Origin of the sequence: Pseudomonas putida (genome assembly GCF_028682635.1) — a bacterium.
In the GTDB taxonomy this organism is placed as follows: Bacteria; Pseudomonadota; Gammaproteobacteria; order Pseudomonadales; family Pseudomonadaceae; genus Aquipseudomonas; species Aquipseudomonas putida_AE.
Genome location: NZ_JANHLK010000009.1, coordinates 199,106 through 223,122, shown reverse-complemented (window position 1 = coordinate 223,122; position 24,017 = coordinate 199,106). Strand labels below are relative to the sequence as shown.

Below are 24,017 nucleotides of genomic sequence, written 5' to 3'. Positions count from 1 at the left end.
TTTATTCCTTGTGGTAGGCCGTCACGCGTGCGACTTCTTCTTTCGAGCCGAGGAACACCGCTACGCGCTGGTGCAGGCCTTCAGGCTGGATGTCGAGAATGCGCTGGTGGCCGTCGGTGGACGCGCCGCCCGCTTGTTCCACCAGGAACGACATCGGGTTAGCCTCGTACATCAGGCGCAGTTTGCCCGGCTTGGAGGGCTCGCGGCTGTCGCGCGGGTACATGAACAGACCGCCACGGGTCAGGATGCGGTGCACGTCCGCAACCATCGCGGCGACCCAGCGCATGTTGTAGTTCTTTTTCAGCGGGCCTTCATCGCCTGCCAGCAATTCGCCGACATAGCGCTGTACCGGGGCTTCCCAGTGACGCTGGTTGGAGGCGTTGATGGCGAATTCCTGGGTGGCTTCAGGAATGGTGATGTTCTCGTGGGTCAGGACGAAACTGCCCATTTCACGGTCCAGGGTGAAACCTTTCACACCGTCGCCCAGGGTCAGGATCAACATGGTCTGTGGACCGTAGATCGCGTAACCGGCGGCCACTTGCTGGGTGCCTGGCTGCAGGAAAGCCTTTTCATTCAAGGGCTCGTTCTGGCTCAGGTATTCGTTCGGGCAACGCAGTACTGAGAAGATGGTGCCGACCGGGGCGTTGATGTCGATGTTCGACGAACCGTCCAGCGGGTCGAATACCAGCAGGTAGGCGCCTTTCGGGTATTTGCCCGGGATCTGGTAGGCATTATCCATTTCTTCGGACGCCATGCCGGCCAGGTGACCTCCCCATTCGTTGGCTTCGAGCAGGATCTCGTTGGAGATCACGTCGAGCTTCTTCTGCACTTCGCCCTGGACGTTTTCGGTGCCCATGCTGCCCAGAACGCCACCCAGGGCGCCTTTGGACACGGCGTGGTTGATCTCCTTGCAGGCACGCGCCACCACTTCGATCAGGAAGCGCAGATCGGCAGGAGTGTTGTTGCTGCGGGTCTGCTCAATCAAATAGCGACTCAAGGTAACGCGGGACATGGAAGGCTCCGGTGGAATGGGGGACTAAAAACCCGCGCAGTTTAACGCGAGTCGGGGCGCATTTCCTCCTATCAGACGTGATCGACCGAAGAGAGTTCATGCGCGGGGTTCAGCGTAGTAGGAAATGGGATGAATGTGAGCCTTTGATGGGTCACAGGTTTCGCTATTTTTTGGCTGCTGGCAGACCGCATTCGCGAGCAAGCCCGCTCCCACATTTGATCTGTAGCGCACACATAATCCATGTCATGAAGCAGATCCCGTGTGGGAGCGGGCTTGCTCGCGAACTGGCGCGCAGCGCCAGCCATTCTCAGGGATTGGCGGGCGGCTTGCGCAGCAGACTGAAGGCCATCGTCGCCAGAAACAAAACACTGAGCAGCAGCACCGCCCACAGGCCGAATTTCTTCCAGTCGGAGCCCGTCGATACCGGCCCTGTAGACACAGGGGTAACCGACACCCCGCCATCCACCGACGCCCGGCCCAACGTCGCCAGCTTTGCCGGGCTGTAATCGGGGATCAACGTCGACAACGGCAGACTCGCCGCCTTCACCGTCGCATTGCCCAGCACCAGCGTATAGGGCCCAGGTCCGCGCGCCAGAAACACCAATTGCGTCGCGCGCACGGCGAACTTCACCGTTGGCGCCTGCGCGCCGAGGCCACCGCCGCGCTCGTCCACCGTCAGTTTCAACAGCTGCACGGCCTGCCCCGGCAACTGCAATTCGTTTTGCACCACGTCCTCGCCACTCTGGTTCAGGCGATAAAGCAGGCCACTGCTCAACGGTTGCCACGGCAAGGTGCTGTCGCGACGCCCGGAAAGGATGACCGGCGCCAGGCTGTTGGGTTGGCTCAGTTCGATCTGCAAACGCTCGACGTTCAGCACCCTCGGCAGTTGCCAGGTGTATTCGCCCGCTTTCACGCTGCTGCCGGCCAACGCGTATGACCAGACCAACGGCAGCGGCAAGTTGCGCACACTTTGCAGTTGCGCCGATGTCAGTATCGGCGCCGATTGCGGAATATCCCACAGTAAACGCAGATAGCGTGCCGACTGCCCCGGGAGGCTGACCTCATGCTGCTCGACCCGCTCATCGGCAAACGTCAATCGCGCCAGTTGCCCCTCGCCCCACGACTGCCAATGCTGCAAATCGTCGCTGGCTTCGATGCTGAACCGCTGGAAGCCATCACGCTCACTGGTCCAGTCGAGAATCAGCTGCTGCAACGGGGCCTTGATGGCGCTGGCATCCAGAAGCCAGCCACGCAAAGCTTCTTCGCCCACCTCCAGCTCAGTGGAGGGCTGCACCTGGACCAAAGTGCCATTGGCGCTCGATTGCACCTTAACGCTCGGGGCATGCCCGGTGGCGTCCGCCGAGTCGTACAGCGGGAACCATTTGACGTCGGTCAGCATGGGGTCGTCGTCAGCTTGCGCGGATGCCCGTGACAGGGCATAGGCTTGCGGTTCGCCAGCGGCGTTGAACACGCGCACATCACTGAGGTCGGTCTGCCGAGCGCTCAGTTGCACGGCCAGGGGCAGCTCAAGGCGATACCATGGACCTTCACCACTCACGGACAACGGCACTTGCGTGGCGAAGTCCGCCGGTGTTTCCTGAGCAGTAGCCGTCAGTACCACGCCCATTGCAACGACGCCCAGCCAGACCAGGCTCAACTTCTGACTCAAGACGACACTCCTTCGGTTTGCGGTGCCGGTTTCTCGGTGTCCGCCACGGTTTCGACGCGCCTGGGCGGCAACGGGGCGAAATAGCCCACCACCAGCAGCAACACGCCAACGCCGATAAACGACACGATCCGCGCCAGCCCGCCACGGTTGCTCAATTCCACAAAGAACAGTTTCGCCACCACCACGCCGATCAGTGCCGCACCGATCAACCAGACTTCACGGCGATGACGCAAATGGCCGCCGATCATCAAACCCAGCGCCATCAGGGTCCAGACGATGGACAGGCCGGCCTGGACCAACATGGACTCGAGCAGCGCGTCGAGCTCGAACGGCACACCGCCCCAATGGTGCGCCGCGCGCATCACCAGTGCGGTGAAAAATGCGAACAGGGACACGCCAGTGACCGCTTGCATGGCGTATGCGGCGTAGGCCTTGGGAATCGCCAGTTGCGTCAAGGCGCTACGCGACCACACATAAACGCCGAACAGCGCGAACAACAAACCCAACTCCAATGGGTTGATCAGTGGCACGTAAGGCAGCGGCTCGGCGGTGCCGTCACTGACGCTGTTAGCTAGCCAGAACCAGCCGAGCATCAACAGTGCCAACGGTGCAGCGGCATACACGCGGTACTCGCGCGGATAAGCCGATACTGGCCAAGGCCAGGCACGCGGGGACGCCATCAACAACAGATACAAGCCCGGCAGAATCGCCCAACCCAACCAGCGCCAGGCGTTGTACTGCTCGGACAACAGCAGCAGGCCGTAACGCGACTCCAGGGCCAGCACACCGATCAGCAACCAGCAACCGACTACATGCGCGGCACCCAGCGCGAGCGCCGGCAGCATCGGCGCCAGGCGCCGCAGGGAAATGAAATGCACCACAAACACCGTCGGCCACAGCAGCCAACCGAAATGGGCCGCCGGGTGATACCGCGAGTGCCAGGCCGCCAGCAACACCAGCGCGGCAGCGGGCATCAGCAAGGTGCAGAGCAGCCCGAGCGACGGCCATTTCAGGCGCAATGCCAACACCGCCCACAACGCAACACTCGTGGCCGCGACAGCCAGCAGCAATGTCGCTTGCAGCGGCAAGGGTGCAAAGCGCAGTACTTCGCTGAGCCACGCCAGCGCCCACCAACCCGCGCCCCACGCTAGCCCGACCTGGGACAAACGCTGCACGTTCAATCCATCTGGCGCCTTGGTGGAGTTACCGAGCTGTAATCGCCAGGCCCCGACCAACGCAGACAGCCCCAACACCAGCGGCGCCCAGAATCCGCCATGGGCCAACGGCCGCAGCTCATCACTGAGGGGTGGCCCGGCCAACAGGAATAACCCACCTGCCAGCAGCTGTACGGCAACCGCGGTGAACAGGAACGTGCGTGATGGCAGGCGCAGGCCGACCCACAACGTCACCAATCCGGCCAAAGCCCAACTGATCGTCGTGCCATGACTGAAGAAGAACAGCGGCGCCAGCAGATACAGGAACGTCAGGCCGAGACAGGCGAGCACCGGCAAGCCCTTGCGCTCCCACGCCTGCGTTTGCTCGGGCGACGCTTTGCGCAACTGGTAGAAACTGAACAGCAGCGCGCCGCCGAGCAACAACGCGCCCAAAGGCACGCCGCTGATCAGACTGGTTTCTGCGCGACCCAACTCGCTTAGAAATGCCAGCGCCGCACCCAGTTGCAGCAGCAAGGCAAAGGCCCGGGCCACTGGCCGTTGCTGACGCAGGCCGAGCCAGCAGATGCCCGCGCCTTCCACCGCCCACGCGGCTGTGGTCCAGCGCGCATCGAGCCCCAACGGAATCGCCAGGCTGGTGAAAATCACGCCCAGGGCCAGACAGGTTTCCCCCAGCAGCAACGCTCGACCAGGCATCAGCAGTCGTGCCAGGCCCATATAGATCATGCCCAAGGCCAAGGCGCTGAACGCGGCGGCGAATTCCAGATGCTGAACCAGGGCGAACTGCAGCCCGAAGCCCACCAACGGCGGACCGAACAGCAGCGTGCCGTCAACGTAGTCACCCTTGCGCGCAGACCAGAGCAACAGCGCTTCACGGCCGTCAGCCTCGGGCGCGTCGCTCATTTGCAGCAGTTTTCGCCGAGTGAACAACAAGCCGATGGCCAGGTACATCACGAAGAACAGAATCAGGAACGGCTCGGTGCTCCACAGCAACTCTGGCGTATAAGAGCGCAAGCCCCAGGCGACCCCGATACTGAAGGTGCCGGTGAAGCCGATGACATTCAGCAAGCGCCAGGCCTTGAACCAGGCGATGACGAGGATGCCGGCGTTGAGCAAGGCGAAATAGCTGAACAGCGCGACGTGGCTACCGGCACCCGTGGACACCAGCAGGGGCGCGGCGAATCCACCCAGCGCCGCGGCGGCAGCCAGGCCCAGGGCATCCTGGGTAATGGCGAGAATCGCCGAAAACACCGTCACCGCCACCAGCAGGCCAAACGCCGCCGAGGGATCGAGCAACGGATGCAGGCGCATGGCGGCAAACACCGTCAGGTACAGCACGGCGATGCCGGCTCCTTGCAGCACCAGGGCGTAAGCGCTGTTACGCGTTCGCAGCCACCAGCCGAGGCCGAGCAAGCCCAATGCAGCAGCCGCGACACCGGCGTAGCGCAACTCGATCGGCACCACCATGCCCTCGGTGGCGTAGCGCAGCAGGAAGGCCAGGCCGAGGAACAACAGCAGCACACCGACCCGCAGCACGGTATTGCCGCCCAACAGCCACGCACGTGTAGCGTTGATGGCGCGCTCGATGAGGTTGGGTTCAGAGGGCTTGGCGGGCGCTGATTTCCAGGCGTCGAAGGGCTGCGCTGTCGCGACCGGTTCAAGGTCAGGCGGCAGCTCCCAGATCAGCTCCGGGGTTTCGGCGGGGGCTTGAGCGACAACAATGTCGGGAGCTGGAACGGCTGCGCTGGATTCAGGCGCCTTGACCCCAGTGGATTCCAGCATGGCCAAGCGTTGCTCGACCGCCTGCAGTGCAAGTTGCGCCTGCTCAAATAGACGGCGTTGCTCGTTGGCCTGCGATCCCAGCCTGCCGATGTGAACGGCCTGGCCGATACCCAGCCCGAGCAGCGCGCCCAGCAACGCATCGCTGAACGACTCGTCGAGTATCCAGCCGAGCACCAGGCCCACAAGCATGAACATCCATTGCATGGTCGATATCCCTAAGCGCAATCCAGGAAGATTAGCGCAGCCAGCTCCAAAAAAGATCGCAGCCCCCGGCAACCCCTAGCTGTAGGAGCTGCCGAAGGCTGCGATCTTTTGCAGCCGTCAGTATATCGAACCGCTGGCAGCGTTACTCCAAGGCCTTCCAGATTTCCGTGGCGTACTCGCGAATCGTCCGGTCGGACGAAAACCAGCCCATGCGCGAGGTGTTCAACACCGCCGAGCGCCACCATTCCTGGGAATCGTGCCAAAGGGCTTCGACGCGCATTTGCGCATTCCAGTAGGAATCGAAATCGGCACAGACCAGGAAGCGGTCATACTCAACCAGCGAATCGATCAACCCGGTGTAACGGGACAGATCGTCCGGCGAGAACACCCCGCCGCGAATGGCTTGCAGCACATCGTTGAGTCGATGGGACCCGGCAATGTCCGGCACCGCGCTGAATTCGTGGTTCTGCTTGCGCGCTTCAACCTGCTGGGCGCTAAGACCAAAGATGAACATGTTCTCGACGCCGATACGCTCGGACATCTCCACGTTGGCACCGTCCAGCGTGCCGATGGTCAATGCACCGTTGAGGCCGAATTTCATGTTGCTGGTGCCCGAGGCCTCAAAGCCGGCGGTAGATATCTGCTCGGACAGGTCAGCGGCCGGAATGATGCTCTCCGCCAGGCTGACGTTGTAGTTGGGCAGGAACACGACCTTGAGCAACCCGCGTACGGTCGGGTCGTTGTTCACCACCCGGGCGATGTCGTTGGTCAGCTTGATGATCAGCTTGGCCTGGTGATAACTGGCCGCCGCTTTACCGGCGAAGATCTTCACCCGCGGTACCCAGTCGATTTCCGGTTCCGCACGGATCGCCTGGTACAACGCCACGGTGTGCATCAGGTTGAGCAGCTGGCGCTTGTATTCGTGGATCCGCTTGACCTGCACGTCGAACATCGCCGCCGGGTTGACCGCCACCCCCAAGCGTTCATGAATCAGGTAGGCCAGGGCCTTTTTGCTGTGCAAGCGCTGTTCGGCAAACGCCTTGCGGAACGCCGGCTTGTCGGCGAACGGCTGCAGCTCGAGCAAGCGCTCCTCGGGATTGTCCAGCAGGTCCGGGCCGAGGGCATCGACCAGCATCGAGGTCAGTTCCGGGTTGGCCTGGTACAGCCAGCGGCGGAACGTGATGCCGTTGGTCTTGTTGTTGATCCGCTGCGGATAGAGCTTGTGCAGCTCGGAGAACACCGTCTTGCGCATCAGTTGCGTGTGCAAGGCCGATACGCCGTTGACACTGTGGGAGCCGAGGAACGCCAGGTTGCCCATGCGCACGCGGCGGCCGTTGTCTTCCTCGATCAGACTCACCGCGCGCAGCACGTCGAAATCGTGGATGCCCTTGGCCCGCAACGAGTCGATATGCTGGGCGTTGATCAGGTAAATGATCTGCATGTGCCGTGGCAGCATGCGCTCCATCAAGCCCACCGGCCAGGTTTCCAGCGCTTCGGGCAGCAAGGTGTGGTTAGTGTAGGACAGCGTGTCGACCGTGACCTGCCACGCCGCATCCCATGCCACGTCGTAGACATCGACCAATTGGCGCATCAACTCGGCCACGGCGATCGAGGGGTGGGTGTCGTTGAGCTGGATCGCCGCGTGATCGCCCAGGGTCAGCACCGAGGTGTGCATGTTGCGATGGCGACGCAGCAAATCCTGCAGGGACGCGGCGACGAAGAAGTATTCCTGGCGCAACCGCAGTTCCTGCCCGGCCTCGGTGCTGTCCGCCGGGTAGAGTACCCGCGAGATACTTTCGGCCCGGGCCACTTCGGCCACCGCACCCAGGTGGTCACCGGCATTGAAGCGTTCCAGGTGCAAATCCTCCATGGCCCGTGCGCGCCACAGCCGCAACGTGTTCACGCTCGCCCCGCGCCAACCGACCACCGGCGTGTCATAGGCAATGGCTCGCACGGTTTCCGCCGGGTGCCAGACCTGCTTGGACTTGCCGGCTTCATCGGTCACGGTCTCGACACCGCCGCCAAAGCCGATCGTGTAAACCACTTCCGGCCGCTCGAACTCCCAGGGGTTGCCGAAATCCAGCCAGTGTTCGGTCTGCTCCTGTTGCCAGCCGTCGACGACGGCCTGACGGAACAAGCCGTGTTCGTAACGAATGCCGTAACCGTGACCGGCGATGCCCAGGGTCGACATGCTTTCCATGAAGCACGCTGCCAGTCGCCCGAGGCCACCGTTACCCAAGGCCGCATCGGGCTCCAGCAAGCGAATGCGTTCAAGGTCGACGCCGAGTTCGGTCAGGGCTTCGCGCGCGACGTCGAGCAGGCCGAGATTGCTCAGGCTGTCGTAGAGCAGCCGGCCGATGAGGAATTCCAGGGAGAGGTAATAAACCCGCTTCTGTCCTTTGCGGTAGATCTGCCGAGTGTGGTCCATCCAGTGCTCGACCATGTGATCACGCGCTGCCAGGGCAATGGCTTCGAACCAGTCATGGTCGAAGGCGTGATCCGGGTCTTTGCCCACCGCGTAGGTGAGTTTGGTCAAGACGGCGTCGCGGAATGCGGCCACCTCTGCTTCGCGAACAAGTGGTTCTTGAGTCATCGATAGGACCTCGAGCGAGCTTGGAATTGTCTGAGACTAGACGGTCTGACAGACGGTATAGACTCTGGTTCGGCAGTTTTTCCTGTTAATGCGCGTCAAGCCGGCAATACATTGTCATGTGCCTGAATCAATGCAGGGGCCGTGCCGGATTAACGGTGCAACTGGATGCTCGCGAAAAAAACTGGCGAAAGGTTGTTCAAAAATCCACCAGTCCCGGTATGATCGCGCGCCCTGATGCACACGCTGGTAACAACCGATGATGAAGCCCAACCTGATCGCCGCCGCGGAGATCGACCGACTCGATACCTGGGCCAAGTACTCTGCCCCGATGTGCGGCTCGTGCATGTCCAGCTGCTGCACCCTGCCCGTCGAGGTCAAGATCAAGGATCTGATCCGCATCGGCGTGGTCGATGAGTTCGAGCTGGGTGATCCACCGAAGAACATCGCCAAACGCCTGCAAAAGGAAGGTCTGGTCGAGCGCTTCAATCAGAAGTCAGGAATCTTCACCCTCCAGCGCATGAGCAACAACGATTGCCTGTACCTGGATCGTAAGAGTCGTCTGTGCACTATTTATGATAAGCGCCCGGATACTTGCCGTAACCACCCGAAAATCGGCCCGCGGCCGGGGTATTGCGCTTACAAGCCGAAAGAAGTGGTGCGTGAAACCAATTCGCGGAGCATCGAGCGGTTCTGATCATCTCTGATTTTGGCGGTGGCTGATCGGCCGCCTTCGCTGGCAAGCCAGCTCCTACAAAGCGTACGACACGAAACCCTGTAGGAGCTGGCTTGCCAGCGAAGGGGCCAGCACAAACACCCCCTAAATTGCAGACAAATAAAAACGCCCCCGATCTCTCGACCGGGGGCGTTTTCGTTCAGCCTGGGCTAAATCTTATGCCTTGGCTTTCTTGGCAGCGCGGGTACGCTCGCTTTCGTCCAGGATCTTCTTGCGAAGACGGATGGACTTAGGCGTTACTTCGCACAGCTCGTCTTCCTGGATGTATTCCAGAGCCTGTTCCAGGGTGAAGCGAACAGGTGGAACCAGAGCGATGGTTTCGTCTTTACCCGAAGCACGCATGTTGTCGAGCTTCTTGCCTTTGGTTGGGTTTACACCCAGGTCGTTGTCGCGGCTGTTCTGACCAACGATTTGACCGTTGTAGATCTCCTGGCCGTGTTCTACGAACAGCTTGCCACGAGCCTGCAGGGTTTCCAGCGAGTAGGTCAGTGCCTTGCCGGTTTCAACCGAAACCAGAACGCCGTTCTGACGGCCGGACATGTGGCCCGACTTGACGGTGTCGTAGCGATCGAAGATCGAGGTCAGGATGCCGGCACCGTTGGTCAGGGTCAGGAACTGGTTACGGAAACCGATCAGACCACGAGCAGGGATGTTGTATTCCAGGCGAACACGGCCTTTGCCATCCGGCACCATGTTGCTCAGGTCACCCTTACGCAGACCCATCTCTTCCATGACCTTGCCCTGGGATTCTTCAGGGATGTCGATGGTCACGTTTTCGAACGGTTCCTGCTTCACGCCGTCGACTTCGCGGATGATCACTTCCGGACGGCCCAGGGCCAGCTCGAAGCCTTCGCGACGCATGGTTTCGATCAGTACCGAGAGGTGCAGCTCACCACGGCCGGAAACCTTGAACTTGTCAGCGGTGTCGCCTTCTTCAACTTTCAGGGCAACGTTGTACAGCAGCTCTTTGTCCAGACGATCCTTGATGTTACGGGAGGTCACGAACTTGCCTTCTTTACCGCAGAATGGCGAGTCGTTTACCTGGAAGGTCATGGAAACGGTTGGCTCGTCAACGGTCAGAGGCTTCATCGCTTCTGGGGTGTCCAGCTGGCACAGGGTGTCGGAGATGAACAACTCGTCCATACCGCTGATGCACACGATGTCGCCCGCAGCCGCTTCTTCAACGTCGATACGGTGCAAACCGTGGTGACCCATCAGCTTCAGGATGCGACCGTTACGCTTCTTGCCGTCGGCGCTGATAGCGACAACCGGGGTGTTCGGCTTGACGCGACCACGAGCGATACGGCCAACACCGATAACACCCAGGAAGCTGTTGTAGTCCAGTGCGGAGATCTGCATCTGGAACGGACCGTCACGGTCGACTTTCGGCGGCGGAACGTGGTCGACGACCGCTTGGTACAGCGGGGTCATGTCTTCAGCCATTGCGGTGTGGTCCAGACCGGCAATACCGTTCAGGGCCGAGGCGTAGACGACTTGGAAGTCCAGCTGTTCTTCGGTGGCACCCAGGTTGTCGAACAGGTCGAAGATCTGGTCCAGAACCCAGTCCGGACGCGCGCCTGGACGGTCAACCTTGTTGATGACCACGATTGGACGCAGGCCGGCTTCGAAAGCCTTCTTGGTCACGAAACGGGTTTGCGGCATAGGGCCGTCTTGAGCGTCAACCAGCAGCAGAACGGAGTCGACCATCGACATTACGCGTTCAACTTCGCCGCCGAAGTCGGCGTGGCCCGGGGTGTCCACGATGTTGATGTGGTAGCCGTTCCAGTTGATGGCGGTGTTTTTCGCCAGAATGGTAATACCGCGCTCTTTTTCCTGGTCGTTGGAGTCCATCACGCGCTCGTCGTTGAGCTCGTTGCGCTCCAGGGTGCCGGATTGACGCAGGAGTTTGTCTACCAGGGTGGTTTTACCATGGTCAACGTGAGCAATGATGGCGATGTTGCGTAGATTTTCGATCACTTGTGTATCTCGATCAGAGGATTCGGTGCGCTGACAAGTCTTGGCAGCGATTTACAGTAGAGTCAGGCCTTGCCGTTACAGCTTGACGGCGGCGTCGGGGGGCCGGTGACGCAAGCCACAGGCAAACAGCCCCGGGCACTTAGCTCGGTCGATAAACGCGCACATTGGCATGCCCCTCACTGAGCAAATGGTGGGCATGCAGGCGACTCATCACGCCTTTGTCGCAATAAAGCAGGTACTGGCGAGTAGGGTCCAGTTCCTTGAAACGAGCGTTCAGTGCATAAAACGGCATCGTTTGTACCTCGATGCCAGCGAGGTCCAGCGGGTCGTCTTCAGCGGCATCCGGGTGACGGATATCGATGACGATCTGACCGGCCAGCGCTTCGCTGACTTCTTCAATTTGCAGATCCTGGCCCAATTCGTCGATCACGCGATCGATCGGTACCAGTTTGGCGTTCTCGAGTGCACGCTCGAGGACTGCCATGTCGAACTCTTTCTCTTCGTGCTCCACGCGATAGCGCTTGGCAGCGGTCTTGGGGTTCACCGAGATGACCCCGCAGTACTCCGGCATGTGCCTGGCGAAGTCGGCAGTGCCGATTTCGTTGGCCAGGTCGATGATGTCCTGCTTGTGACTGGCGATCAGCGGACGCAAGACCAGCTTGTCGGTCACGCAGTCGATCACGGACAGGTTCGGCAGCGTCTGGCTCGATACCTGGGAGATCGCCTCACCGGTGACCAGTGCTTCGATGTGCAGTCGATCGGCAATCTGGGAGGAAGCGCGCAACATCATACGCTTCAATACTACGCCCATATGACTGTTATCGACTTTTCCGAGAATTTCTCCCAGCACTTCCTCGAACGGCACACTGACAAATAACACGCGTTGGGAGCTGCCGTACTTCTTCCAGATGAAATGCGCGACTTCCATGACGCCCAATTCGTGGGCACGTCCACCCAGGTTGAAGAAGCAGAAATGCGCCATCAGGCCGCGGCGCATGATCTGGTAGGCCGCGACGGTGGAGTCGAAACCACCGGACATCAGCACCAGCGTCTGCTCCAGCGCACCCAGCGGATAACCGCCGATGCCATTGTGCTGGCTGTGGATCACGAACAACCGTTGGTCGCGAACTTCGATACGAACTTCGATTTCAGGCTTTTTCAGGTCGATTCCGGCGGCACCGCACTGGCGGCGTAACTGGCTGCCGACATATTTCTCGATATCGATCGAGCTGAACGGATGCTTGCCGGCGCGCTTGCAACGTACCGAAAAAATCTTGCCAGCCAGTGCATCGCCGTAGTGCTGCTTGCACTTCTCGACGATGTCATCGAAGTCACCCAGCGGGTACTCGTCGATCTGCAGGAAATGCGCGATGCCCGGCATGCAGCTCAGGCGCTCGCCCATCTCCTTCAGGGCCTTGGGCTCGCTGACGCGGGTTTCCAGCTCGAGATTGTCCCACACACCGTTCACCACCACAGCCGGGTCCAGGTCACGGAGCACGGCACGGATGTTCTTGGCCAACTGACGGATGAAACGCATCCGTACCGGGCGGCTCTTGATGGTGATCTCGGGAAAGACTTTTACGATTAATTTCATGGAAACAGCGCGCGCAGGGCCTGCCGAAAAAGGGGGGCGCGGATTATAGCGGAAATTGCTCAAGGTTTAACCAGTTAATGTGCAGAAGGTTTTTAGCGCACCAAAACAGGTCATTTATTGAAATGAACGCCACATTGTAGGGCGCATTATTAGGCTTTAATGTGCTTTTCCGCCTGACAGGCGTGAATTTGGGGCAAAAAACCCATGGTGGGGCACTGGCATGCAATTTGCTCCCTTGTGAGGCAGGTTGCCTTGGCAGAGTATTCGCGCCGGCATCACCAACTATTAAGGGCATCCACTACCAGCCCTAAGCCACCCGGAGGACACTATGTCGAAGTCGGTTCAACTCATTAAAGATCATGACGTCAAGTGGATTGATCTGCGCTTCACGGACACCAAAGGCACTCAGCACCACGTGACCATGCCGGCTCGCGACGCGCTGGATGATGACTTCTTCGAAGTCGGCAAGATGTTCGACGGTTCGTCCATCGCTGGCTGGAAAGGCATCGAAGCCTCCGACATGATCCTGATGCCAGACGACTCCACCGCTGTCCTGGACCCGTTCACCGAAGAGCCGACCCTGATCCTGGTCTGCGACATCATCGAGCCTTCGAGCATGCAAGGCTACGACCGCGACCCACGCGCGATCGCCAAGCGCGCCGAAGAGCACCTGAAATCCACCGGTATCGGTGACACCGTATTCGCCGGTCCAGAGCCAGAGTTCTTCATCTTTGACCAGGTGAAGTTCAAGTCCGACATTTCCGGCTCCATGTTCAAGATCTACTCCGAACAAGGTTCCTGGATGTCCGACCAGGACATCGAAGGCGGCAACAAGGGCCACCGTCCAGGCGTCAAAGGCGGCTACTTCCCGGTTCCACCGTTCGACCACGACCACGAAATCCGTACCTCCATGTGCAACGCACTGGAAGAAATGGGCCTGACCGTCGAAGTTCACCACCACGAAGTGGCAACTGCCGGCCAGAACGAAATCGGCGTCAAATTCAACACCCTGGTGAAGAAAGCCGACGAAACCCAAACCCTGAAGTACGTCGTGCACAACGTTGCCGACGCCTACGGTCGCACCGCTACCTTCATGCCTAAGCCGCTGTACGGCGACAACGGCTCGGGCATGCACGTGCACATGTCCATCTGGAAAGAAGGCAAGAACACTTTCGCTGGCGAAGGTTATGCCGGCCTGTCCGATACCGCCCTGTACTTCATTGGCGGCATCATCAAGCACGGTAAGGCCCTGAACGGCTTCACCAACCCGGCTACCAACTCCTACAAGCGTCTGGTTCCAGGCTTCGAAGCACCGGTAATGCTGGCCTACTCGGCTCGCAACCGTTCCGCTTCGATCCGTATTCCTTACGTGTCGAGCCCGAAAGCCCGCCGTATCGAAGCTCGCTTCCCGGATCCGGCTGCCAACCCGTACCTGTGCTTCGCCGCACTGCTGATGGCCGGCCTGGACGGCATCCAGAACAAGATCCACCCTGGCGATGCAGCTGACAAAAACCTGTATGACCTGCCGCCTGAAGAGGCGAAAGAGATCCCACAAGTTTGCGGCAGCCTGAAAGAAGCCCTGGAAGAGCTGGACAAAGGTCGTGCGTTCCTGACCAAAGGCGGCGTTTTCAGCGACGACTTCATCGACGCTTACATCGCCCTGAAAAGCGAAGAAGAAATCAAGGTACGTACCTTCGTACACCCACTGGAATACGAGCTGTACTACAGCTGCTGATCCGGTAGCGCTGCGACACGCGGCGTGACAAAAAAGAGGCCTCCTTCGGGAGGCCTTTTTCATGAGTCAAAAGATCGCAGCCTGCGGCAGTTCCTACAGGGTGCACGCCATTCCCATAGTAGGAGCTGCCGAAGGCTGCGATCTTTTGATCTTGATTCACTTGGGACAACCCCCCCCCCCCTGACCTATGCTGCACTCCAACGCTTTCGCTTCCGGTCGATTTCATGCCTCGTGGCTTTCTCCTAATCCTGCTGCTGATCGCCCTGCCCGCCACAGCGCAGATCTACAAGTACACCGACGCCCAAGGCAACACGGCGTATAGCAATCAACCACCCGATGGCGTCACCGCGCAGCCGGTCGAACTGCCACCGCTCAATCGCGCTCAGCCCCAGCCCACGCAAGCACCTCCCACCCCCACCCAGTCGCAAGATCAGCCGAAGATCGCCTACAACGTACTGGAACTCACGGGCCTGCCCACCACCGAAGCCCTGCGCGCCAACAACGGCACCTTCACCGTCAACGTGCTGATCGAACCGCGCCTGCAAGGCCCGCATCTACTGCAGCTGTTGCTGGATGACCAGCCTTATGGCCAACCCAGCAACGTACCGAGCCTGCAACTGGTGAACATCGACCGTGGCCTGCACAGCCTCGCCGTGCAGGTCGTCAGCGGCGAAACCATCGTGCAGCAAAGCCCTACCGTCACCTTCACCGTACAGCGGGTGCACAAGCGTTGAAGGACTTCTTACCTTGTCCCGGCTTGCGCACTATATTGGTGCGAATGGTTGCACCCCGCGCACATTGCAGCCCATTTTGGTTCGAAATTACCCGCTGAAGCTGGCAGAACGCCACGCAATCGAGCGTTAAACACCCGTTTCAGGGGTTAAACGCTTCTTTTCGGAGCCTTGGTTTGGTTTTTGCATTTTCCTCGTATCAGCGCTTTATTCATGCGCGCGCCCTGCTCCAAAAGAGGTCCTGAATGACCATCAGTGACGCACTGCATCGCTTGCTTCTCGACAACCTGACCACCGCCACCATTCTGCTCAACGCCGAACTGCGCCTTGAGTACATGAACCCCGCGGCGGAAATGCTCCTGGCCATCAGCGGCCAGCGCAGCCATGGGCAGTTCATCAGCGAGCTGTTCACCGAATCCACCGAGGCGCTCAATTCATTGCGCCAGGCGGTGCAGCAGGCGCATCCGTTCACCAAGCGCGAAGCCATGCTCACCGCCCTCACCGGCCAGACCCTGACGGTCGATTACGCGGTAACGCCGATCCTGAGCAATGGCGATACCCTGCTCCTGCTCGAAGTCCATCCCCGCGACCGCTTGCTGCGCATCACCAAGGAAGAGGCCCAGCTGTCGAAGCAGGAAACCAGCAAGATGCTGGTCCGCGGCCTGGCCCATGAAATCAAGAATCCGCTGGGTGGTATCCGCGGCGCGGCGCAGCTGCTGGCACGCGAGCTGCCGGAAGAAAGCCTGCGCGACTACACCAATGTCATCATTGAAGAGGCCGATCGCCTGCGCAACCTGGTCGATCGCATGCTCGGCTCGAACAAGTTGCCATCGCTGGCCATGTGCAACATTCACGAAGTGCTGGAGCGCGTCTGCCATCTGGTCGAGGCCGAAAGCCAGGGCTGCATCACGCTGGTGCGCGACTACGACCCGAGCATTCCTGACGTCCTGATCGATCGTGAACAAATGATCCAGGCCGTGCTGAATATCGTGCGCAACGCGATGCAGGCTATCAGCAGCCAGAACGAGTTGCGCCTGGGCCGCATCACCCTGCGCACCCGGGCCATGCGCCAGTTCACCATTGGTCATGTGCGCCACCGCCTGGTGACCAAGATCGAAATTATCGACAACGGTCCGGGCATTCCTGCGGATCTTCAGGAAACCATCTTCTTCCCCATGGTCAGCGGCCGTCCGGACGGTACCGGGCTGGGCCTGGCCATTACCCAGAACATCATCAGCCAGCACCAGGGCTTGATCGAATGTGACAGCCACCCCGGCCACACCACGTTCTCGATCTTTCTGCCACTGGAACAAGGAGCCACATCGACATGAGCCGTAGTGAAACCGTGTGGATCGTCGATGACGACCGTTCTATCCGTTGGGTCCTGGAAAAAGCCTTGCAGCAGGAAGGCATGACCACGCAAAGCTTCGACAGCGCCGATGGCGTGATGAGCCGCCTGGCGCGCCAGCAGCCGGACGTGATCATCTCCGACATCCGCATGCCCGGTGCCAGCGGCCTGGACCTCCTGGCGCGGATTCGCGAGCAACACCCACGGCTGCCAGTGATCATCATGACCGCGCACTCCGATCTGGACAGCGCTGTCGCGTCCTATCAGGGCGGCGCATTCGAATACCTGCCCAAGCCGTTCGATGTCGACGAGGCGGTCTCGCTGGTCAAGCGCGCCAACCAGCACGCCCAGGAACAGCAAGGCCTGGAAGTCCCGGTCGCATTGACCCGCACCCCGGAAATCATCGGCGAAGCGCCGGCGATGCAGGAAGTGTTTCGCGCCATCGGGCGCCTGAGCCATTCCAACATCACCGTGTTGATCAACGGCGAATCGGGTACCGGTAAAGAACTGGTGGCCCACGCCCTGCACCGCCACAGCCCACGCGCGGCTTCGCCGTTCATTGCACTGAACATGGCGGCGATCCCAAAAGACCTGATGGAATCCGAGCTGTTCGGCCATGAGAAAGGCGCCTTCACTGGCGCGGCCAACCTGCGTCGCGGGCGTTTCGAGCAGGCCGATGGCGGTACGCTGTTTCTTGATGAAATCGGCGACATGCCGGCCGACACCCAGACCCGTTTGCTGCGCGTACTGGCCGACGGCGAGTTCTACCGTGTCGGGGGTCACGTCCCGGTCAAAGTCGATGTGCGGATCATCGCCGCGACGCACCAGAACCTGGAAACCCTGGTGCATGCAGGGAAATTCCGTGAAGACCTGTTCCACCGCCTCAACGTGATCCGCATCCACATACCGCGCCTGTCGGACCGTCGCGAAGACATCCCGACCCTGGCCAAGCATTTCCTCAGCCGCGCCGCGCAGGAACTGGCCGTCGAGCCGAAACTGCTGAAGAGCGAAACAGAGGAATACCTGAAGAACCTGCCATGGCCGGGCAACGTGCGCCAGCTGGAGAACACCTGCCGCTGGATCACCGTGATGGCTTCGGGTCGCGAAGTGCACATCGGCGACCTGCCACCGGAGCTGCTGAGCCTTCCGCAGGATTCGGCGCCGGTGACCAACTGGGAACAGGCGCTGCGCCAATGGGCCGACCAGGCCCTGGCTCGCGGTCAGTCCAGCCTGCTGGACAGTGCGGTGCCGACCTTCGAGCGGATCATGATCGAAACCGCCCTCAAGCACACCGCCGGCCGCCGCCGGGATGCCGCCGTGCTGCTGGGCTGGGGGCGCAACACCCTGACTCGCAAGATCAAGGAGCTGGGGATGAAGGTTGATGGTGGGGATGATGATGAGGGGGATGAGGGTTAAGCAGGGCCGATGGTTTACACCGAACAATGTGGGAGCGGGCTTGCTCGCGAAGGGGCCATCAGATTCAACATCAATGTGGACTGACACACCGCTTTCGCGAGCAAGCCCGCTCCCACATTCAGATCCGCGCGCACCGACTGAATGCACAGTGACCCGCAATCGCGCACGGCAACTGATCTGAAATCACCCCTGCGTTCGCAATCGAACCCCTATCGAAAAAACACGAAAGCCTCGGATTGCGGGGCTTTTGACGCTTGCGGGCAACTTTCTGTTTCAACTTGTTAAAAGCTGGCACGCCCCCTGCAATAGTCTCATCAGTGATTCAGATCACTACCCAGTTTCGGGGACCTTGGTACAGGCAGGCCGGGGATTCCCCTCTTTACACCGGGCTCACACCGCACAAGCGACGAGCCCCCCCCAGTTTTGGGGTCCTTGGTACAGGCAGGCCGGGGATTCCCTCTTTACACCGGGTTCAGGCGCGATGCGCGAACCCTCCCGTTTTGGGGACCTTGGTACAGGCAGGCCGGGGATTCCCCTCTTTTATTGCTCCCGGAGATGGATCTCCAGCCGCCAGCGGTCATCGACCTCGCTACCGGTCCACTCCCCCTGCAGGGGCCGGGCCGCCACCAGCGTCAGCAACAATCCCCCATCACTTTTACGCACGCGCCAGTTCACGTCCTTGTCATGGAGCTTGAGCTGGCCCTTCTGCGCCCTGCCCTCAGCCTCGAACAGCAGCGCAACGCTGCCATCGACGATCTCACCGTGGGTCTTGGGTTCGTTGTTGAACCACACCACCAGCCCGTCACCGGTGACCTCGACCTGCTGCAATTGACTGGGGTCGGGAGTGGTCAGGCGACCGATCATCAGCCCCACCATGACCCCGACGATTGCCAGTGAAGCCATCACACGCGGGAATAGTTTCGAACGAGGGTCGGCTTGCGGCGTAGAATGCCGCTCATCTTTACCTTCGGAGCCGTGCATGTTTCACGTCATCCTTTTCCAACCAGAAATTCCGCCGAACACCGGCAACGTTATCAGGCTGTGCGCCAACAGTGGCTGCCACCTGCATTTGATCGAACCGCTGGGCTTCGAGATGGACGACAAGCGCCTGCGCCGGGCCGGCCTCGATTACCACGAGTATGCCACCCTGCAACGCCACGCGGACTTGGCCAGCTGCCTGGAAAGCCTCGGTCATCCGCGGGTGTTTGCCTTCACCACCAAGGGCTCGCGACCGTTCCACGACGCCAGCTTCGAACCGGGCGATGCGTTCCTGTTCGGCCCGGAAAGCCGTGGCCTGCCCTCCGATGTGCTCGACGCCCTGCCCGCAGAACAACGCTTGCGTCTGCCGATGCGTGAAGGCTGCCGCAGCCTGAACCTGTCCAACACTGTCGCGGTGGCCGTGTACGAGGCCTGGCGCCAAAACGATTTCAAATAACACCACCGTCCTTGTAGGAGCTGGCTTGTCGGGTCGCCGCATCGCAGCGAAAGCGGTGTATCGGCCAGCTCAAAGGTTGAATGTTATGGCCCTTCGCTGGCAAGCCAGCTCCTACTCGAAGGTTTCGTTTGCTCCATGAAAAAAGCGCCTCTGAATAGGCGCTTTTTTCATGGAGCAAACGAAGCTTTTATTGAACGGTCGGCGTCTCGCCCGCTGCCTGCATGCGTTGCAGTTCTTGCGCGTACAGCGCGTCGAAGTTCACCGGAGCCAGCATCAGGGCCGGGAACGAACCACGGGTCACCAGGCTGTCCAGCGCTTCGCGAGCGTACGGGAACAGGATGTTCGGGCAGAATGCACCCAGGGTGTGGCTCATCGAAGCGTCGTCGAGGTTCTTGATCAGGAAGATACCCGCCTGTTGCACTTCGGCGATGAATGCCACTTCGTCACCGTTCTTCACGGTGACCGACAGGGTCAGCACGACCTCGTGGAAGTCGCCTTCCAGAGCCTTTTGACGGGTATTGAGATCCAGACCGACACTCGGCTCCCACTGCTGGCGGAAGATCGCCGGGCTTTTCGGGGCTTCGAAGGACAAGTCACGTACGTAGATGCGCTGCAAGGAGAATTGCGGTGCGGTTTCTTCTTCGCTGGCTGCAGTGTTCTGTTGGTCAGTCATCTCAGATCCTTTCTGATCTTGGGCTTTTATAGGGTATGGAATTTCAGGCCTTGAGCAGCGCGTCGAGCTTGCCGGCGCGCTCCAGGGCAAACAAATCATCACAACCGCCAACGTGGGTGCTGCCGATCCAGATCTGCGGCACGGACGTGCGTCCGGCTTTCTGAGCCATCGCGGCGCGCACCTGCGGCTTGCCATCGACCTTGATCTCTTCGAAGGCCACGCCTTTGTTCTCGAGCAGGTACTTGGCTCGGGAGCAATAAGGGCAGTAATCGCTGGAATAGACGACGACGTTGCTCATATCACTTCACCAGCGGCAGATTGTCGGCTTTCCAGCTGGACACACCACCGGACAGCTTGGCGGCGGTGAAACCTGCCTTCACCAGCTCGCGGGCGTGGGTACCGGCCGTCTGGCCCATGGCGTCGACCAGGATGATGGTCTTGGCCTTGTGTTTTTCCAGCTCGCCGACGCGTGCAGCCAGTTTGTCGTGAGGAATGCTCAGCGCGCCTACAATATGACCGGCGGCGAAGTCCTTGGTCGGACGAATGTCGATCACCACGCCGGCATCCTTGTTGACAAGGCCAGTCAGTTCGCCAGTGCTCAGGCTACGGCCGCCGCCCTGCATCTGATAGGCGATCAGCAACGCCAGCAGTACGACGAAGATACCGACGAGGATGTAGTGGTTAGTGGCAAATTCAATCAGGTGAGCAACCATCGAAGGAGGTTCCAGGGCGTTAAAATGTCGGCCAGTATACACAGCCACTATGGTGGGCCAAACCCCGTCCGGCGGTGACGTGGCCGGAACTTCGCTTTAAACTGCCACTCCCTTTTCCATCGCCCTCTTTTAATTTAGCCACGAGCGGACTCCATGACTACCACGCCTAAACCTTTGGTCCTGATTATTCTCGACGGCTTCGGTCACAGTGAGAGCCCTGAATCCAACGCCATCTTTGCGGCGAAGAAGCCGGTACTGGATCGTTTGTGGGCCACCGTGCCCAACGGCCTGATTTCCGGCAGCGGCATGGACGTTGGCCTGCCGGATGGCCAGATGGGCAACTCCGAAGTTGGCCACATGAACCTCGGCGCCGGCCGCGTGGTGTACCAGGACTTCACCCGCGTGACCAAATCGATCCGCGACGGCGAGTTCTTCGAGAACCCGACCATCTGCGCCGCCGTGGATAAAGCCGTCGCCGCCGGTAAAGCCGTGCACTTCATGGGCCTGCTGTCCGATGGCGGCGTGCACAGCCACCAGGATCACCTGGTCGCCATGGCCGAACTGGCCGCCAAGCGCGGCGCTGAAAAAATCTACCTGCACGCCTTCCTCGACGGCCGCGATACCCCGCCGAAAAGCGCGCAATCGTCGATCGAACTGCTGGACGCCACCTTCCAGGCCCTGGGCAAAGGCCGCATCGCCAGCCTCATCGGCCGTTATTTCGCCATGGATCGCGACAACCGCTGGGACCGTGTATCCCAGGCCTACAACCTGATCGTCGACGGCCATGGCGAATTCAACGCCGCCACCGCCCAGGAAGGCCTGCAGGCCGCGTACGCGCGTGGCGAGAGCGACGAGTTCGTCAAAGCCACCTCCATCGGTGAGCCGGTGAAGGTCGAAGACGGCGACGCCGTGGTGTTCATGAACTTCCGCGCCGACCGCGCCCGAGAACTGACCCGCGTGTTCGTCGAAGACGATTTCAAGGAATTCGAGCGTGCCCGTCAGCCAAAACTGGCCGGCTTCGTCATGCTGACCCAATACGCCGCCAGCATTCCTGCACCTTCGGCCTTCGCTGCCGGCAGCCTGGAAAACGTGCTGGGCGACTACCTGGCGAAAAACGGCAAGACCCAGCTGCGCATCGCCGAAACCGAAAAATACGCCCACGTGACCTTCTTCTTCTCCGGCGGTCGTGAAGAACCTTTCCCGGGCGAAGAGCGCATCCTGATCCCGTCGCCGAAAGTCGCCACCTACGACCTGCAGCCGGAGATGAGCGCTCCGGAAGTCACCGACCGCATCGTCGACGCCATCGAAAACCAGCGTTACGACGTGATCGTGGTCAACTACGCCAACGGCGACATGGTTGGCCACAGCGGCGTGTTCGAAGCGGCGGTCAAGGCGGTCGAGTGCCTGGACCTTTGCGTCGGCCGCATCGTCGAAGCGCTGGATAAAGTCGGCGGCGAAGCCCTGATCACCGCCGACCATGGCAACGTCGAGCAAATGTCCGACGAGGCCACCGGCCAGGCCCATACCGCGCACACCACCGAGCCGGTGCCCTTCATCTATGTCGGAAAGCGCGACCTGAAAGTCCGCGAAGGCGGCGTGCTGGCGGACGTGGCACCGACCATGCTGAAACTGCTGGGCCTGGAACAACCGGCGGAAATGACCGGGACTTCGATTCTGGTCTGACCAGGATTTCCCGAACACCATAAAACCCTGTGGGAGCGGGCTTGCTCGCGAATGCGCAGTATCAGTCGACATCGTCGTCGCCTGACCCATCGCATTCGCGAGCAAGCCCGCTCCCACATTGGTTTTAGGGTGTTTTTGGGTCCAGTCATCACACAGTCAGAAATGGGCATTTTTTTTGCTGCGCTTGGCGGGCATACTAGGACGTCCCTTTCCCTGGTGTCGCCCGCCTCTATGCTCCGCGTCCTGATAGCCCTTGCCCTGACTTGCCTGCTCCAACCGGCCTTCGCCGACGAGCGCGCGCAAACCCAGCAACAGTTGGACGCCACGCGTCAGGACATTGCCGAGCTGAAAAAACTGCTGGGCAAGCTGCAGCAAGAAAAGTCCGGCGTGCAAAAAGACCTCAAGGGCACCGAGACCGAGATGGGCAAGCTCGAGAAGCAGGTCGAAGCCCTGCAAAAAGAGCTGCAGAAAAGCGAATCCGAGTTGCAGCGACTCGATGCGGAGAAAAAAAAACTCCAGAGCGCGCGCACTGAACAGCAGCGACTGATCGCCATCCAGGCCCGCGCGGCTTATCAGAACGGCCGCCAGGAGTACTTGAAACTACTGCTCAACCAGCAGAACCCCGAGAAGTTCGCCCGCACGCTCACTTATTACGACTACCTGAGCCAGGCCCGCCTGGAGCAGCTGAAGAATTTCAACGAAACCCTGCGCCAGCTGGCCAATGTCGAAAAAGACATCGGCCTGCAGCAAGCGCAGTTGCTGGTGCAACAGAGCAGCCTCGAAACCCAGCGTGGCGAACTCGAGAAGGTTCGCCAGGAGCGCCAGCAAGTCCTGGCCAAGCTCAACGACGACGTGAAGGCTCGCGACCAGAAACTGGCAGCCCGTGAGCAGGATCATGCAGACCTGTCTAAAGTCCTTAAAACCATTGAGGAAACCCTGGCCCGCCAGGCTCGTGAGGCAGAAGAGGCGCGACAGAAAGCGCTGATTGCCCAGCAGGAAGCCGAAAAAAAGCGTTTACGTGAGGCCCAGGCGCAGGCAGATGCCAGCGATGACGCCCCACGCAAACCCGTTAAATCAACACCCGGCGCATTGGTTTCAAGCTCAGGCGAAACTTTTGGCGGTGCATTTGCGTCTACCCGCGGCAAACTTCCGTGGCCGGTTGATGGTCGACTGTTGGCACGCTTCGGTGAAAGCCGTGGCGACGATACCCGGACCAAGTGGGACGGCGTGATGATCGGCGCTTCTGCCGGCAGCACCGTGCACGCGGTGCATGGCGGTCGCGTGGTGTTCGCCGACTGGTTGCGCGGTGCCGGGCTGCTGGTGATTCTCGACCACGGTAACGGTTTTTTGAGTCTTTATGGTCACAACCAGACACTGCTCAAGTCTGCGGGTGACGTGGTAAAAGCCGGTGAATCCATCTCCACTGTCGGTAACAGTGGCGGGCAGGACACACCAGCGTTGTATTTTGCGATTCGTCAGCAGGGTCACCCGAGTGATCCGGCGCAATGGTGCCGCGCGCAAGGATAGGCGCTGAGTCACCTACATTA

The 24,017-nt window shown here is 60.3% G+C and carries 18 protein-coding genes; 8 read left to right on the top strand and 10 right to left on the bottom strand.

Features of this window, described 5'->3' with window-relative positions:
- Position 1 precedes the first annotated feature (1 nt).
- From NPS56_RS14200 to NPS56_RS14185, 4 genes are all read right to left on the bottom strand, one after another.
- On the bottom strand, positions 2-1,012 hold the full coding sequence (locus NPS56_RS14200) for a class 1 fructose-bisphosphatase (protein ID WP_015093094.1): 1,011 nt from the start codon (positions 1,010-1,012) through the stop codon (positions 2-4).
- Between the two features lie 307 nt (positions 1,013-1,319).
- Positions 1,320-2,681 carry a DUF3999 domain-containing protein gene (locus NPS56_RS14195; protein WP_274075167.1) on the bottom strand — a complete coding sequence of 454 codons (1,362 nt, stop codon included), beginning with the start codon at positions 2,679-2,681 and terminating at the stop codon, positions 1,320-1,322.
- A complete protein-coding gene (locus tag NPS56_RS14190) occupies positions 2,678-5,839 on the bottom strand; it encodes a DUF2339 domain-containing protein (protein WP_274075166.1) in 3,162 nt (1,053 codons plus the stop codon). The genes NPS56_RS14195 and NPS56_RS14190 overlap by 4 nt, the downstream gene beginning before the upstream one ends.
- A gap of 142 nt (positions 5,840-5,981) precedes the next feature.
- Positions 5,982-8,432: a glycogen/starch/alpha-glucan phosphorylase gene (locus tag NPS56_RS14185; RefSeq protein WP_274075165.1), complete on the bottom strand. Its 2,451-nt coding sequence runs from the start codon at positions 8,430-8,432 to the stop codon at positions 5,982-5,984.
- Between the two features lie 256 nt (positions 8,433-8,688).
- On the opposite strand from NPS56_RS14185, the gene NPS56_RS14180 reads away from it, so the two are divergent.
- Complete coding sequence (locus NPS56_RS14180; RefSeq protein ID WP_274075164.1) at positions 8,689-9,126, top strand: YkgJ family cysteine cluster protein; 438 nt, start codon at positions 8,689-8,691, stop codon at positions 9,124-9,126.
- 195 nt (positions 9,127-9,321) lie between these two features.
- On the opposite strand, the gene typA is transcribed toward NPS56_RS14180, so the two are convergent.
- Both typA and thiI read right to left on the bottom strand, forming a co-directional pair.
- Positions 9,322-11,142, bottom strand: coding sequence for a translational GTPase TypA (typA, locus tag NPS56_RS14175; protein ID WP_274075163.1), 1,821 nt, complete (start codon positions 11,140-11,142; stop codon positions 9,322-9,324).
- Positions 11,143-11,281: 139 nt separating this feature from the next.
- A complete protein-coding gene (thiI, locus tag NPS56_RS14170) occupies positions 11,282-12,736 on the bottom strand; it encodes a tRNA uracil 4-sulfurtransferase ThiI (protein ID WP_274075162.1) in 1,455 nt (484 codons plus the stop codon).
- A 328-nt stretch (positions 12,737-13,064) separates the two neighbouring features.
- On the opposite strand from thiI, the gene glnA reads away from it, so the two are divergent.
- From glnA to ntrC, 4 genes are all read left to right on the top strand, one after another.
- Positions 13,065-14,471: a glutamate--ammonia ligase gene (gene glnA, locus NPS56_RS14165; RefSeq protein ID WP_274075161.1), complete on the top strand. Its 1,407-nt coding sequence runs from the start codon at positions 13,065-13,067 to the stop codon at positions 14,469-14,471.
- Between the two features lie 224 nt (positions 14,472-14,695).
- Positions 14,696-15,205 carry a DUF4124 domain-containing protein gene (locus NPS56_RS14160; protein ID WP_274075160.1) on the top strand — a complete coding sequence of 170 codons (510 nt, stop codon included), beginning with the start codon at positions 14,696-14,698 and terminating at the stop codon, positions 15,203-15,205.
- Between the two features lie 242 nt (positions 15,206-15,447).
- A complete protein-coding gene (gene glnL, locus NPS56_RS14155; RefSeq protein ID WP_274075159.1) occupies positions 15,448-16,533 on the top strand; it encodes a nitrogen regulation protein NR(II) in 1,086 nt (361 codons plus the stop codon).
- Entirely contained in the window at positions 16,530-17,966 is a 1,437-nt protein-coding gene (gene ntrC, locus NPS56_RS14150) for a nitrogen regulation protein NR(I) (RefSeq protein WP_274075158.1), read from the top strand. The genes glnL and ntrC overlap by 4 nt, the downstream gene beginning before the upstream one ends.
- Before the next feature lie 540 nt (positions 17,967-18,506).
- Here ntrC and NPS56_RS14145 read toward each other — a convergent pair.
- Positions 18,507-18,947 carry a hypothetical protein gene (locus NPS56_RS14145; RefSeq protein ID WP_274075157.1) on the bottom strand — a complete coding sequence of 147 codons (441 nt, stop codon included), beginning with the start codon at positions 18,945-18,947 and terminating at the stop codon, positions 18,507-18,509.
- On the opposite strand from NPS56_RS14145, the gene trmL reads away from it, so the two are divergent.
- Positions 18,946-19,401, top strand: a complete 456-nt coding sequence (gene trmL, locus NPS56_RS14140) for a tRNA (uridine(34)/cytosine(34)/5-carboxymethylaminomethyluridine(34)-2'-O)-methyltransferase TrmL (protein WP_274075156.1) — start codon at positions 18,946-18,948, stop codon at positions 19,399-19,401. The two genes, NPS56_RS14145 and trmL, sit on opposite strands and share 2 nt — an antisense overlap.
- 187 nt (positions 19,402-19,588) lie before the next feature.
- Here trmL and secB read toward each other — a convergent pair whose 3' ends face one another.
- From secB to NPS56_RS14125, 3 genes are read right to left on the bottom strand one after another with little or no spacing between them, the layout of a single operon-like run.
- Entirely contained in the window at positions 19,589-20,074 is a 486-nt protein-coding gene (gene secB, locus NPS56_RS14135; RefSeq protein WP_274075155.1) for a protein-export chaperone SecB, read from the bottom strand.
- 43 nt (positions 20,075-20,117) lie between these two features.
- Complete coding sequence (gene grxC, locus NPS56_RS14130) at positions 20,118-20,372, bottom strand: glutaredoxin 3 (protein WP_008058538.1); 255 nt, start codon at positions 20,370-20,372, stop codon at positions 20,118-20,120.
- A 1-nt stretch (position 20,373) separates the two neighbouring features.
- The gene (locus tag NPS56_RS14125) at positions 20,374-20,787 is read right to left on the bottom strand and encodes a rhodanese-like domain-containing protein (RefSeq protein ID WP_274075154.1); all 414 of its coding nucleotides are present in this window, start codon (positions 20,785-20,787) and stop codon (positions 20,374-20,376) included.
- A gap of 153 nt (positions 20,788-20,940) precedes the next feature.
- On the opposite strand from NPS56_RS14125, the gene gpmI reads away from it, so the two are divergent.
- Positions 20,941-22,470: a 2,3-bisphosphoglycerate-independent phosphoglycerate mutase gene (gpmI, locus tag NPS56_RS14120; protein WP_274075153.1), complete on the top strand. Its 1,530-nt coding sequence runs from the start codon at positions 20,941-20,943 to the stop codon at positions 22,468-22,470.
- A 231-nt stretch (positions 22,471-22,701) separates the two neighbouring features.
- The gene (locus NPS56_RS14115; RefSeq protein ID WP_274075152.1) at positions 22,702-23,997 is read left to right on the top strand and encodes a murein hydrolase activator EnvC family protein; all 1,296 of its coding nucleotides are present in this window, start codon (positions 22,702-22,704) and stop codon (positions 23,995-23,997) included.
- Positions 23,998-24,017 lie beyond the last annotated feature (20 nt).

Coding starts and splice junctions, on each gene's coding strand:
- thiI (WP_274075162.1), bottom strand. CDS start 12,736: ATGAAATTAATCGTAAAAGTCTTTCCCGAGATCACCATCAAGAGCCGC.
- grxC (WP_008058538.1), bottom strand. CDS start 20,372: ATGAGCAACGTCGTCGTCTATTCCAGCGATTACTGCCCTTATTGCTCC.
- NPS56_RS14180 (WP_274075164.1), top strand. CDS start 8,689: ATGATGAAGCCCAACCTGATCGCCGCCGCGGAGATCGACCGACTCGAT.
- ntrC (WP_274075158.1), top strand. CDS start 16,530: ATGAGCCGTAGTGAAACCGTGTGGATCGTCGATGACGACCGTTCTATC.
- secB (WP_274075155.1), bottom strand. CDS start 20,074: ATGACTGACCAACAGAACACTGCAGCCAGCGAAGAAGAAACCGCACCG.
- NPS56_RS14115 (WP_274075152.1), top strand. CDS start 22,702: ATGCTCCGCGTCCTGATAGCCCTTGCCCTGACTTGCCTGCTCCAACCG.
- glnL (WP_274075159.1), top strand. CDS start 15,448: ATGACCATCAGTGACGCACTGCATCGCTTGCTTCTCGACAACCTGACC.
- NPS56_RS14125 (WP_274075154.1), bottom strand. CDS start 20,787: ATGGTTGCTCACCTGATTGAATTTGCCACTAACCACTACATCCTCGTC.
- NPS56_RS14185 (WP_274075165.1), bottom strand. CDS start 8,432: ATGACTCAAGAACCACTTGTTCGCGAAGCAGAGGTGGCCGCATTCCGC.
- gpmI (WP_274075153.1), top strand. CDS start 20,941: ATGACTACCACGCCTAAACCTTTGGTCCTGATTATTCTCGACGGCTTC.
- trmL (WP_274075156.1), top strand. CDS start 18,946: ATGTTTCACGTCATCCTTTTCCAACCAGAAATTCCGCCGAACACCGGC.
- glnA (WP_274075161.1), top strand. CDS start 13,065: ATGTCGAAGTCGGTTCAACTCATTAAAGATCATGACGTCAAGTGGATT.
- NPS56_RS14200 (WP_015093094.1), bottom strand. CDS start 1,012: ATGTCCCGCGTTACCTTGAGTCGCTATTTGATTGAGCAGACCCGCAGC.
- NPS56_RS14190 (WP_274075166.1), bottom strand. CDS start 5,839: ATGCAATGGATGTTCATGCTTGTGGGCCTGGTGCTCGGCTGGATACTC.
- NPS56_RS14160 (WP_274075160.1), top strand. CDS start 14,696: ATGCCTCGTGGCTTTCTCCTAATCCTGCTGCTGATCGCCCTGCCCGCC.
- NPS56_RS14145 (WP_274075157.1), bottom strand. CDS start 18,947: ATGCACGGCTCCGAAGGTAAAGATGAGCGGCATTCTACGCCGCAAGCC.